The 12,344-nt window shown below is 72.0% G+C and carries 12 protein-coding genes; 5 read left to right on the forward strand and 7 right to left on the reverse strand.

Features of this window, described 5'->3' with window-relative positions:
- A partial coding sequence (locus VF612_RS03290) for a hypothetical protein (protein WP_408658419.1) occupies positions 1-306 on the forward strand: 306 nt, incomplete at its 5' end.
- Positions 307-550: 244 nt separating this feature from the next.
- On the opposite strand, the gene VF612_RS03295 is transcribed toward VF612_RS03290, so the two are convergent.
- A complete protein-coding gene (locus VF612_RS03295; RefSeq protein ID WP_408658420.1) occupies positions 551-877 on the reverse strand; it encodes a helix-turn-helix domain-containing protein in 327 nt (108 codons plus the stop codon).
- 121 nt (positions 878-998) lie between these two features.
- Positions 999-1,931, reverse strand: coding sequence for a hypothetical protein (locus VF612_RS03300; protein ID WP_408658421.1), 933 nt, complete (start codon positions 1,929-1,931; stop codon positions 999-1,001).
- 259 nt (positions 1,932-2,190) lie between these two features.
- Between VF612_RS03300 and VF612_RS03305 the strand changes: the two genes are divergently transcribed.
- A complete protein-coding gene (locus VF612_RS03305; RefSeq protein ID WP_408658422.1) occupies positions 2,191-3,747 on the forward strand; it encodes an endonuclease/exonuclease/phosphatase family protein in 1,557 nt (518 codons plus the stop codon).
- Between the two features lie 70 nt (positions 3,748-3,817).
- On the opposite strand, the gene VF612_RS03310 is transcribed toward VF612_RS03305, so the two are convergent.
- The gene (locus tag VF612_RS03310; protein ID WP_408658423.1) at positions 3,818-5,407 is read right to left on the reverse strand and encodes a glycosyltransferase 87 family protein; all 1,590 of its coding nucleotides are present in this window, start codon (positions 5,405-5,407) and stop codon (positions 3,818-3,820) included.
- Between the two features lie 69 nt (positions 5,408-5,476).
- Here VF612_RS03310 and VF612_RS03315 point away from each other — a divergent pair, with 69 nt between their 5' ends.
- Positions 5,477-6,514, forward strand: a complete 1,038-nt coding sequence (locus VF612_RS03315) for a zinc-binding dehydrogenase (protein WP_408658424.1) — start codon at positions 5,477-5,479, stop codon at positions 6,512-6,514.
- Between the two features lie 28 nt (positions 6,515-6,542).
- On the opposite strand, the gene VF612_RS03320 is transcribed toward VF612_RS03315, so the two are convergent.
- The 4 genes from VF612_RS03320 to VF612_RS03335 all read right to left on the reverse strand — a co-directional run bounded on the left by VF612_RS03320 (position 6,543) and on the right by VF612_RS03335 (position 10,923).
- On the reverse strand, positions 6,543-8,477 hold the full coding sequence (locus VF612_RS03320) for a glycoside hydrolase family 15 protein (RefSeq protein WP_408658425.1): 1,935 nt from the start codon (positions 8,475-8,477) through the stop codon (positions 6,543-6,545).
- A 92-nt stretch (positions 8,478-8,569) separates the two neighbouring features.
- Positions 8,570-9,217, reverse strand: a complete 648-nt coding sequence (locus tag VF612_RS03325) for a VOC family protein (RefSeq protein WP_408658426.1) — start codon at positions 9,215-9,217, stop codon at positions 8,570-8,572.
- A gap of 62 nt (positions 9,218-9,279) precedes the next feature.
- A complete protein-coding gene (locus VF612_RS03330; protein ID WP_408658427.1) occupies positions 9,280-10,131 on the reverse strand; it encodes a YaaA family protein in 852 nt (283 codons plus the stop codon).
- 114 nt (positions 10,132-10,245) lie between these two features.
- Positions 10,246-10,923 (reverse strand): NUDIX hydrolase, encoded by a 678-nt coding sequence (locus VF612_RS03335; RefSeq protein ID WP_408658428.1) that lies wholly within the window; start codon positions 10,921-10,923, stop codon positions 10,246-10,248.
- A 287-nt stretch (positions 10,924-11,210) separates the two neighbouring features.
- Here VF612_RS03335 and VF612_RS03340 point away from each other — a divergent pair, with 287 nt between their 5' ends.
- Both VF612_RS03340 and VF612_RS03345 read left to right on the forward strand, forming a co-directional pair.
- Positions 11,211-11,813: a hypothetical protein gene (locus VF612_RS03340; protein ID WP_408658429.1), complete on the forward strand. Its 603-nt coding sequence runs from the start codon at positions 11,211-11,213 to the stop codon at positions 11,811-11,813.
- Between the two features lie 92 nt (positions 11,814-11,905).
- Positions 11,906-12,344: DUF4192 family protein (locus tag VF612_RS03345; RefSeq protein WP_408658430.1), on the forward strand; the 439-nt coding region annotated here is incomplete at its 3' end.

Consider the following 12,344-nt stretch of genomic DNA (forward strand, 5'->3'; position numbering starts at 1 on the left):
CTGCTGGTGCCGATCGGCACCAGCAGCAACGGAAGACGAACGTGGGTCTCTATGGGTGAGTTCCAGGTAGGCGACGTCGATGCGCTGCTTGGCATCGACAGGGTCCTTGAGGCGCTGCCCGACAGTGGCGATGAACCGACATCGGACTACGACTTGTCCTGGGAGCGACGCCGGGCGGGAGTTACTCTCGCCGATCGAAGACGGTATGCACTTGGTGTGGGGGCCAGGATTCGCAGAGAGCGGGCTCAAGCGGCGGCGGCTGATTCCGAACCCGCTCCTCCTGCGTCGGAGGATCCCCCTGCGTGAATCGGTCAAGCCCTTAGTCTTTTGATTGGCTGTCTGTCGAGCTCGTCATCGCGCCGTGAACCGTCTCAGCCGACTGGGTGGAGCCGCGGCTCTGCGACTGACAGATCCTTCCCGACCACCGCCCGTCGAAATCGGCGGCGTCGCCCCACCCGGTTCGGTCGCGCCAGGGAGCCAGATCCACACGAACGCGGTGTCCGGGGCAGCCTTGACTCCGATGCTGGGCATCGTGCGCTCACCACCCGGCTCAAAAGTCGTCGTCGATCGGGGTGGCAGGTCCCCGCATCCGTGCTGGCAGTAGAGCCAGGCGGTCCCGTTGGCGCGACACCAGCTCGGGCAGCTCAGCCGGGCGGGCACCGTACAGGTCGATGCCGAGGATGGTGGCCAGCTCAAACATCGTCCCGATCGCGACCGTCGGTGTGCCGGCCTCGGCGGCCCGTACGGTTATCCGCGAACCCCCCGCGCGTTCGGCGAGCTCGTTGATGGTCCAGCGCCTCTCGCGTCGGGCGCGCGCGATCTCTAGGCCGAGGACATGTGTGGCGTCCAAAGTCTGCCGCGAATGGGTGCGAGCCACGCTCTCTGAGCCCTCCTCTGGCTCCTGTAGCAGCCCTTAGACGTTTAAAAGCAGTCCTAACATCCAATGCGCATAGATTCCCTTATCCGTATGTGCTTCTCAGGGCCCAATCAGCGGCGGGTCAGGCCGGGCTCCACCGATCCCCGTCCCACCGCCACCGCGCCGGTCCACCCACGGCCTCAAGGACATCGGCAAGCCAGAACGTCGCATCCGGAGGCCACCCGGCCAGCACGGTCGCGGTGTCGCCGTCCACCGGCAGGGCCCGTCCGGCGGTGGTCAGGTAGCCGGCGACCGTCAGGTGGACCGCGTCCCAGTCGTCGGCGACCGCGGGCCAGTCCGGCATCGCCCAGCGGCCGTCCCGGCCGGTCGTGCGCCACCAGTCGCCGCGCTTGGCCGTCGCCGTGACCTCCAACGGGTACCGGCGAACCATCTCCACCCAGTCCTGCGGCCCGCGCAGCTCCAGGACCCGTACCTCGGACGCCGGACGGACCTGCCAGGACGTCGCGGTGCTCCAGCCGAACGCGTCCTCCACCCAGACCAGCCCGACCGGCAGCGGCGGCTGCCCGAAGGAGCGGGCGGTGTGCGCCCCGGGGTTGGCCATCGGCGCCGACCACCAGGCTCCGCTGATGGTCCTCCAGTCGAGCGCACGACCTGCCGAGTCCTCGAAGGGCTGGCTGTCTGCGTGGAAGGCGTCGAGGGTGTCCACGGCTTCCCGCAACCCGGTCAGCTGTGGCTCCTGCGCGGACTCGGCAGCATCGAAGACGACCAGGTGCTGATCGCCGGCATCGACCGGGCTGCTCCACCAGCTCATCGCCGGGCTGGACGCCAGCGCCTCGGCGGCGGCGCGGATCCCGGCCAGTCCCGGGCCGGACCGCAGATTCACGTCGGCGTCGTGCGGAGGCTGCCAGTACATCGCCCAGGCGCAGGCTTCGGCGACCGCCTGGAACGCTGCCCGGTCGTCGACCAGCGTCGGGCGCGAGGCGCCGGCGAGCTGCTGGAACTCCTGGCAGAGCCGGCGCCCGCGCGGTCCGAGGAGGAGGTCGCCGGCGTCCACCCGGCCATTCTGGCGCCCAGCCGCACGCTGCCCCCGGACGGAGCGCTGAACAGCGCGTTCCTGCCCGAGCGGCCTCCGCCGCTGTTCAAGTCCTCGCCCCGCTCGCCGAAGGGAAGTAAGTGCCGAGAGCACGGTCCGTCCCGCGCGGACGGGCTTCGGCCCTCGGTACCGATTTCGGTGTTCGGTACCCACGCGTGTATCGAGCACGTAAGGTAACCGTGTTTGTACTCAGTGTGATATATAGCGAGGAGTGCCATAGATGTCGCACGATCTCAGCCGGCCGACGGCCCCCGCCGGCCGCCGAGGCCGCACCCGGACGGCGGCCGTCCGCTGGCGCATCGCGGCCGGGCTGGTCGCGATCGGGGCAACCGTGGCGGCGAGCCTGGTGCCCACGGCTGCCCAGGCCGCTTCCCAGCCCGTGGTGCCCACCGGCATCCGGGTAGCCGCGGTCACGGCCTCGTCCTTCACCGTCACCGCCAACCGTGCGACGAACGCCGTCTACTACCGGTTGTTCGCCTCCACCGTGAAGAGCGACGTCTACGTCGTCAACATCAGCCGGGCGCGCGCGTCAGCGCTGTCCACCACCCCCCGGATGACCATCTCCGGCCTGCCCTACACCACGGCGCCCTACTGGTTCCGGGTGGAGACCATCAACGGCGGCTACCGGAACTGGTCGGGGTACTTCTCGGTCGGCCTGCGCCCGGCGGTGCCGACCGGACTGGCCATCTCCAACAGCGCCAAGGGCACCTACCTGACCTGGAAGAGCGGCGCGGCGACCGGCTACGAGATCGCCGAGGGCACCGATCCGGGCCTCACCCTGAACCGGCGCAACTACCGGATCCGGGGCGGGCTGCTCCGCCAGTTCACGCCCTACGGCATGATCAAGGGACGCACCTACTACTTCCGCGTCCAGGCGCTCAACGGCACGACGGGCTCGGGTTACTCGGCTCTGGTCAGCGCCGTGAAGGCGACCAACCAGCAGCGGCTGTCGGTGATGACCTACAACATCCTGCGGGCTGCCTCGGACGGGGGCATCGCGGGCGGCCAGGTGATCGCTCCGTGGTCCCAGCGCCAGCCGAAGGTCGTCGGCTACATCAAGCAGTCCAACCCCGACATGATCGGGGTGCAGGAGGGCGGCTCCTGGGCCTACGGCGTCGTCAAGGGCCCCCGGCAGATCGACACGTTGACGAGCGCGCTGGGCGGGGTCTACCGGCTGGCCCGGACTGAGATCCCGCCGACGGAGCCCGCCTACACCCGCACCGGCAACTACATCCTCTACAAGGCCGCGACGTACCAGACTGTCGGCACCGGCTGGCACTGGACCATGCCCAGCGGCCACCAAGCGTCCTACCAGGGGCTGCAGAACCGCCTCACCGGCGCCCGGGTGGTCTTCGTCGTGCCGCACCTGGGAGTGGAATCCACTGACGCGGTACGGCTGGCCGACATGAAGTGGCTGATGAGCACCGCGTCTACCTATGCCGCGTCGCTGCGCGCGTCGGTGATCTACGCCGGCGACTTCAACTCCAACGCCAACCGCTACCACCTCTACGACGGGCCCAGCGTCGCGGCCCGGGCGGTCCACGTGGCCGACGGGCTGGACTCGGCGCAGTGGCTGGCCAACCAGCGCTACAACAGCGCCAACGGCTACCAGCGCACGCCGCCGGCGTTCGGGCACAGCATCGACCACGTCTATGCCCCGCCCGGGGTGGCCATCGTGTCGTGGCGGCTGCTGCTGAACCTCACCAACGGCAGCTTCGTCGGTGTGATGCCCTCCGATCACAACCCGCTCGTCGCGGACATGACCATCCCGTACTAGTCGTCCCTGGCCCCCGTCCGATGAGGCCCAGCCCCCACCCGGGGCTGGGCCTCATCAGTTTCCGGGCGGGCTACCGGCGCGCGGTGCGGTAGACGACGTGGCCGTCCACGGCGGCCAGCACCCCGCCCTGCCGGATCGCAGCCGCCGTCGCCGAGCTGAGGCCGCTGCCGTCGGCCCGGACGACGATCACCGCGTCCCCGGACAGCAGGTAGGCGCGCAGGCTGGCCTGCCACCTGGCATTGGCGCGCCGCGAGATCCCCGGCGAGGCCGGCTTGTCCGGGCCATAGGTCCGGCCGGTGACGTCCACCCAGTTCTGGCAGCCGTTGGCCAGCCCGCGGCTCAGGGCGTTGAGCTGGATCAGCGCCATCGACGAGTCCGACATCAGGCACCGGGTGTCGGCGACCGCGCGGGCCAGCGGCTCCCGCGGGAACGGCGCGACGACGTTGCTGCGCCCGGTGACGATCAGCAGCACGGTCTCCAGCGCGGCCAGCGCGACCACCGCGACCGGCGCGATCACGGCGACCGGCGCCCGGTCCAAGCGGCCCGGACGGGCAGCCCGGCCGCCAGCCGCCGGTACCCCGTTCGCCCGGGCAGCCAGTGCGCCGGCCCCGGCCGCCAGCGTCACGGCGATCGCCGGCGCCGCATAGTCGGTGTAGAAGCTGAACCAGGACGGCGCCAACACCAGCACGGCCACCTGCAGCAGCGTCAGCGCCACCGCCAGCCGCGCCGACGGTGTGCCCCAGGCCAGCCAGCAGACGGCCAGCGCCACCACGGCGATCACCGCGAGCAGCACGAGCTCGGCCGGCCGCGGCAGCGAGAGGTAGTTGACGCCGCTGAGCTGGGCCAGCCGGGTGGGAACGGAGGTCTGGTTCGGGGCGCGCCCGAGTTGCTGGGTCACCACCTGCTGCCACATCCGCCCGCCCGACAGCAGCAGGAACGGGCCGTTGATCAGGACGAGCGCAGCGGCCGCGCCGGCGGCCGGCAGCGCCAGCCGCCGCCACCGCCGGTCGCCGGTGAGCTGCCAGGCCAGCACCAGCAGCATCGGCGCGGCCCACCAGATCTTGACGCTGGCGGCGGCGCCCAACGCGGCGCCCCCGGCGACGGCAGGCCAGCTCCGCCGGGAGTCCGCCGCGGCGAGCAGCGCCAGCAGGCCGGCCAGCAGCAGGAAGTTGCCCAGCGGCTCCAGGCGGGGCAGGTACTCGGCGCGGATGGCGCCGTACCAGAGCGCGTAGAAACCGCCGCCGAGCAGGGCCGGCCAGGGCTCCACCCCCATCCTGCGCGCCACCCGGACGACCAGCACGGCGTTGACGGCGCCCAGCGCGGTGAACGCCAGGCACGCGGCGACGAACCCGGCGTGGTCGGTGGTGACCCGGCCCAACCAGCCGAACGGAGCCAGCGTCAGCATCAGGCCTGGCGGGTGCAGCAACACGAAATCCCGGTACGGGACGCGGCCGTGGACCAGCGCGTCACCGGCGGCGTAGTACACCCCGGTGTCGTAGCCGTAGTTGCCGCCGAACCCGCCGCTGGTCAGCACCACCGCGAGCCGCGCAGCTGCCGCGAGGACGAAGACGGCGAGCTCACCGGCTACCAGGCCCGGATAGCGGCGAGGCGTCATCGATCCCATGTCCGTGAGCGGCGGGGTACCCGGCGACGGCTCCACCGGGGAAGCCTAGCCCGGTCCTGAGCCCCCGGCGCGGCGCTCGCGGAGGCAACCGGCAAGAATGCGCCCATGCGCGCAGTCCTCATCGAACGTTTCGCCGACGCCCCGATCGTCACGGACGTGCCGGAGCCGGCGCTGCCCGAAGGCGGGGTGATCCTGCAGGTGCGCGCCACCGGCCTGTGCCGCAGCGACTGGCACGGCTGGCAGGGCCACGATCCCGACATCGCGTTGCCGCACGTGCCCGGCCACGAGCTGGCCGCCACCATCGCCGAGGTGGACTCCGGCGTGCGCGGCTGGCGGCCCGGCCAGCGGGTGATCGTGCCGTTCATCTGCGCGTGCGGGGACTGCGAGCAGTGCCGCGAGGGCAACCAGCAGGTGTGCACCCGGCAGCTGCAGCCGGGGTTCAACTACTGGGGCTCCTTCGCCGAGTACGTGGCCATTCCCTATGCCGAGGTGAACCTGGTCGCGCTGCCGGAGGAGATCGGCTATGACAGCGCGGCCGCGCTGGGCTGCCGGTTCGCCACCGCGTACCGGGCGGTGACCGCGGTCGGCCGGGTCCGGCCCGGAGAGTGGCTGGCGGTCTTCGGCTGCGGCGGCGTGGGTCTGTCGGTCACCACGATCGCCGCCGCTGCCGGCGCCCGGGTGATCGCGGTGGACACCAACCCGGCGGCGCTGTCGCTGGCCACCCGGCACGGCGCGCAGCACACCATGCTGGCCGGTGCGGGCGACGACATCGCCGAGCAGATCAGGCAGCTGACCGGCGGCGGCGCCGCGGTGACCATGGACGCGATCGGCGCGGAGTCGGTCGTGCAGACCGCGCTGGACTCGCTCAAGCCCCGCGGCCGGCACGTCCAGCTCGGCCTGCTGCCGGACCGGGTGCGCCTGGACATGTCGTTCCTGGCGTTCCGGGAGCTGTCCTGGCTGGGCAGCCACGGGATGGCCGCCCACGACTACCCGGCGATGCTCGACCTGGTCCGCTCCGGCGCCGTGCGACCCGACGAGCTGGTCACCAGCGTGATCGGCCTGGACGAGGTCGCCCCGGCGCTGGCGGCCATGACCGACGGCGCGCCGGCCGGCATCACCGTCATCCATCCCGGCTCCGGCTGACCGGAGCCGCCCGGGTCAGCCGCCCGGATCAGCCGCCCGGGTTAGCGCCCGGCCTCGCGACCGGCGGGCCGGCCTCGTTGGACTGCTCCTCCAGCCGTTGCTGGGCGATCACATGCAGCACCGCGTTGATCAGGGCCAGGTGGGTGAACGCCTGCGGGAAGTTGCCCAGATGCTGGCCGGTGTGCGGGTCGATCTCCTCGGCGTACAGCTCCAGCGGCCCGGCGAAGGACAGCAGCTTGGCACACAGCTTGCGGGCCCGGTGGTACTCGCCGATCTCGCACAGCGCCGACACCAGCCAGAACGAGCAGATGGTGAAGCTGCCCTCCTCGCCGGTGAAGCCGTCGTCGGTCTGCTCGGTGCGGTAGCGCAGCACCAGGCCGTCCTCGGTGAGCTCGTTGGCGATGGCCAGCACGGTGGCCCGGATCCGCGGGTCGTCCGCCGGCAGGAACCGCACCAGCGGGGCCAGCAGCAGCGAGGCGTCCAGGGCGGTGCCGCCGTAGTACTGGGTGAAGACGCCGCGCTCGTCGAGGCCGTTGGCCAGGATGTCCTGCTTGATCTCCTCCGCGGCCAGCTGCCACTGCGCGGCCTCGGCGTCCTGGCCGATCATCGAGGCCAGCCGGGCGCCGCGGTCCACCGCCACCCAGCACATGATCTTGGACGAGGTGAAGTGCTTGGGCTCGCCGCGGACCTCCCAGATGCCGGCGTCGGGCTCGCGCCAGTGCTTCAGCGCCGCGGTGACCTGGTTGCCCAGGATCGGCCAGATCCGGTTGTCCAGGTGGTCGGCGGACTTGGAGTGCAGGTACACCGAATCCAGCAGCGCGCCCCAGACGTCGTGCTGGCGCTGGTCGTAGGCGGCGTTGCCGATCCGGACCGGCCGGGAATGGGCGTAGCCCTCCAGGTGGTCGAGCTGGTGCTCCTCGAGGTCGCGCTCACCGCCGATGCCGTACATGATCTGCAGGTCGGCGTCGCGCTCGGCGAGGTCGGCGATGAAGGAGAAGAAGTCCAGCGCCTCCCAGTCGAAGCCCAGGGAGTACATCCCCCACAGGGCGAAGGTGGCGTCGCGGATCCAGGAGTAGCGGTAGTCGTAGTTGCGCTCGCCGCCCAGGGTCTCCGGCAGCGAGGTGGTGGCGGCCGCGGCGATGGCGCCGGTCGGGGCGTAGGTCAGGCCCTTGAGGGTCAGCGCGCTGCGCTGCAGGTAACTGCGCCACGGGTGGTCGGGAAAGGTGCCGCGCGCCAGCCAGTGCTGCCAGTGGTGGGCGGTCCACACCAGCCGGGAGTAGGCATCGGCATAGTCCACCGGTGGCGTCCGGCCCCCCCAGGACAGCGCCATGAACCGGACGTCACCCTCCTTCAGCAGCGTCCTGGCGCCGGCCTGGCCGCCTTCGAAGCCCAGCCGCATGTCGGTCGTCAGGGTCAGCTCGATGTCGTTGCCCTCGGCGCGGGCCCGGGCCTGGTGGTAGCCCTTCTCGGTGTGCGTCCAGCGCACCGGGCTGCGGCCGTAGTCCAGCACCGGCTCGCACTCCATCACCGTCTGCACCTCACCGGAGACGCACCGGACGGTGCGCAGCAGCACCCGCTCGGCGTCGTAGTCGGTGGGGGTGCGGCGGTAGTTCGGGGCCACCTCGGTGTCATAGCGCCACGGGCCGATCACCAGCAGGTCGCGGACGATGATCCAGCCGGTCGCCGTCCCCCAGCTGCTCTCCAGGATCATCGTGCCCGGCAGGTAGCGCCGGGCCGCGGGCACCGACACGTCGGCCGGGGCGATCCGGAACGACCCGGCGTGCCGGCCCAGGATGGAGCCGAAGATGCTGGCCGAATCCATCCGCGGCAGGCACATCCAGTCCACCGAGCCGCCGGGGGACACCAGCGCCGTGGTCTCGCCGTCGCTGAGGAACCCGTAGTCGCCGATCGGCACGGTGTGGACGTCGTGGTGGCTGGGGTTGGCAGAGATCTTCAAGGTCATGTCCACGCCCTACGGGTAGTCGAGAACTCAATCCTGAGCGTTGATCATGCCCGGAGTAAAGCGCCGCGCTGTTTTCCGGCGGGTCAGGCTGCTCAGTCGACGACCACGACGCCACGCGGGGTGGTGAAGTGCACCGCCACGATGCCCGTCTCGCCGTCGTTGTCCTCCACCGGCAGCCAGCGGACCTTGAGGTCGTCGAGGGACCTGGTGGCCCGGTCGCCGAGGAAGTCCACGACCGTCGACCGGTCGCCGGCGATGTCGAGCAGCTCCAGGTTGATCATGCCGCCGGCTGCCGCCGGGTGCTCGGCCCGGTTGGACTCCCAGTGGATGAAGTAGGGCAGCTGCGGGTCGCTGGCGGTGTCCAGCACGCCGATCTGCCTCCAGCGCAGGTCGTAGCCGTCCGGACGCCTGCGGTGCCCGGACACGGCCTGCCGGCCCAGCCGCTGCTCGATGGCGGGAAGGTCATCGACGGCGACCACCCAGCTGAACCAGCCGCCGCCGGCCAGCTTGCGGGCCTTGACCGCCCGGCCGAACGGCGCGGCCTCGACCGCGGGGTGGTCCAGCGCCTCGACCACCTCCAGGTAGATGCCGCCGGCCAGCGGCAGCACGAAGTTCCGGGTGCCGAAGCGGGGGTGGATCCCGCCGTCGGTGAACCCTGCCCCGAGCTGGGAGCCCAGTCGCTGCACGCACGAGGCGAGGCCTTCTGGGCCTGCTGCGTAGGAAAGGTGGTCCAATCGCATGCCCTCGATAGTGGCTGAGCCGGAAAAGCACACGGCCACCGGGGTGGGCCGTCCCGGCTGTCTTATCTGGCGATTGCTCTGCTATGTGCCCTCGCCGATCCGGTCGAGCCGGCCGGCCCGGCGGCGGTCGGGGTGATCAGGTCCAGGGCCGCGCCGTGTGGCGTGCGACGCTCTGCCAGGTCGCTGCCGCCGGCTGCCGTCCAGGCCGCGGCCAGGTCGTCGACGTCCTGGACCGGCTGGCCCGCCGCCCGGCGTTCAAGCAGCGCGGCGGCGAGCCGGCCCTTGGCGAGCTTGGAGGCGAACGAGACCACCCCGAGGGTCCCGTCCGGCCGTGGCGAGAGCACCCGGACGCTGACCAGCCGGGCCCGGGCCTGGCCGGCGGGCTGCCACATCGCGGCGTAGTCGCCCGAACGCAGGTCGATCACCGGGCCGTGATCCAGCAGCGCGGGCATCAGGGCGTCCAGCCGGGGCCGCCAGAAGGTGGACACGACCCCGAGCCCCGGCAGCCAGGCCTTCGCCGGGACCCGGTACGCCGGGATCGGGTCGCCGCCCCGGAGCACCCCGAACATGCCCGAGAAGATCAGCAGCTCGCGCTGGGCCACCGCCCGGGCGGCATCGCTGAGCGGCTGGAGGAACAGGCCGTCGTAGACGATGCCGGCGTAGCGGTCCAGCGCGGGCATCGTCGGCGCGGTGCTGACCCGCCGGTTGTCCTCGATCGCGGCGGCGGCTACCGAGCCGGGCAGCAGCAGCTTGCTGGCCGCGGCGGAATGCTCGGCGCCGGCCAGCAGCTCGGCCAAGCCCTGCAGGACCAGGTCCCGGCTGTCGTCGATGGGGTGGCGCCGCCGGCGGCGGGACAGCGGAAGGCCACGGCCGCCGGGGTTCTTGGCCTCGCTGGGCGGAAGCAGGATGCGCACCCCGCAGACGGTAGCGGGGACGATGGCGCCCGTGCAGCTTCAGGGCGAACAGCTTCAGGGCGAACAGCTTCAGGGCGAACAGTTTCGGGCGAGCGGCTTTGAAGGGCGAGCAGCTCAGGCGAGCAGCTTCAGGTCCTCGGGCTCGACCGCCAGCACCACCTGGCCTTGCGAGGCATAGCTGGCCGCGGCGCCGGCGGCCCGGCTGCCCGCATAGACCACCCGCGGCAGCAACCGGGTGAGGCCGCCCCCGACCAGTCCGGCGGGCAGCCGGGAAGTCTCGACGCCGGTCTGGCGCAGCTGTTCCAGCAGCGGATCGGCGGCCGCCGCGTCGCTCACCACCAGGAACAGCGGCGGGGGGACGTCCCGCAGCCGCGCCCAGGAGGCGGCGAAGCCGGGATGCAGCCTGAGCCCGGCGACGTCGGCGGCAGCATGCCAGCGGACCGTCACGCTCTCGGCGTTCGCGGCCCTGGGGCGGACCGTCCGGGTGGTCCGGGCAATCACCGTGGTGTAGCTCCAGCCGTCGTGGTCATCGATGTAGAGGCCGATCGGGGCGACGTCGGCGGGGGAGAGGTCGGCCTCTTCGCGGGCCTCGCGCAGCGCCGCTGCCACCGCGTCCTCGTGGCTGTCCCGGGCGCCACCGGGAATCCCCCAGGTGTCGCCCTGGTGGGTCCACGGCGCGCGGTGCTGCAGGACCACCCGATCGTCGTCGATGAGCAGCAGCCCGGCCGCGCCGAACCGGCCCCAGTGCCGATGGCCGGCGGCACAGGTCGTCCATCCATCCCCGGAGCTCATCGGCCGGAACTCATACGCTGTCCTTCGCTCCGGCGTTCTCCAGCGTGGTCCGGTGTGCGGGGCTGGTCGTGCGGAAATGGTCTCGTGGGCGACTGGTCTGGCAGGTGTGGTGGTGACGCCGACCCGCCAGGTCGCCTCTCGGCAAAAGGCCGCTCGTGGCGGCATTAGTGGGACCGGGGGCCATGGATCGGGTCGACGCCGTGGTCCAGCTTAACCGGCGATCCGGGCTGCAGGGAGCCTTATGCGGGCATGACGGAGGCGTCGGCGTGCTCACCTACCCTGGACGGGTGCCCGAACCTGACCGTCCGCACCGCCCGATCCCGCGGGCCGACATCACCGCGCTCGCCGGCTCGGGTGAGTTCGAGCCGTTCGCCCGGGCCGAGCTCGCGGCTGCCACCGCGGCGGCGGTGATCACCCACGGCCGCTCCGCCGGCTCGGAGTCCCTGGTCGACCTCGCCGATCGGGTGGGCCTGGACACCCTTGCCGAGCTGTGGCGCCACGAGCAGCCCTCCAGCCTGCCCGGGGCGTTGTGGGCGCTGTACCTGCTGCGCCGGTGGTGCCAGAGCAACGGCGACGAGGTCACCCGGCTGTGGCGGGCCGGGCGGCCGTACGCGCCGGCCGACGAGGTGGTCGCCGGGGTCTCCGAGGACGCCGACCCGGCAGCCATCGAAGCGCTGGCCGACTCGGTGCTGCACGGGGCGTACCTCGGCGACTTCGACGTCGCGCTGGAGCGTGCCGCGGCCTTCTTCCGGGTGATCGCCACCGGCCGGCGGGAGACCGCCGGGCCGGCTGCCGAGGGGGAGCGGGAGCGCCGGCTCGCCGACCGGAACGACGAGGTCGCGGACGGGCTCGCGCTGGCGGCGCTGCGCTGGCGGGAGAACCCGCTGTAGCGGACGAAGGGGTTGTGGACAGCCGAGCAGGAGTTGTCCACAACTCGGCCGGCGCCGCCCCGGGTGATGCCAACCGCGGCCAGGCTGGGCCCATGACGTCGTGTGAAGTGCCCCGCATCCAGATCAGCGACCCGGGCGAGCTGATCGACACCGTTCCCTACCTGCTCGGCTTCCACCCGCGCGAGAGCCTGGTGCTGATCGGCTTCGCCGGGTCCCTGGGCTCGGTGGACGGGTCCGCGCCGCAGCGGATCCAGGTCACCCTGCGGGTGGACCTGCCCGATCAGCTGCCGGGCAGCCTGGAGGCCTCCACGCTGCAACCGTTGAGCGAGGTGCTGCGCCGGGCGGACTGCGCCGCGATGGCCGCCGTGCTGGTGACCGAGTCGGTGCGCGGCGATCCCCGCCAGTCGGCCGAGCTGCTGGCCTGTCGCGACCTGCTGGCGGCGTCGATGGACGAGGCCGGCATCGAGGTCCTGGACGTGCTGGTGGCCACCGAACGGCGCTGGTGGTCACTGTGCTGCGACGAGCCCGGCT

Source organism: Jatrophihabitans sp., assembly GCF_036388195.1.
Taxonomy (GTDB): Bacteria; Actinomycetota; Actinomycetes; order Mycobacteriales; family Jatrophihabitantaceae; genus Jatrophihabitans_A.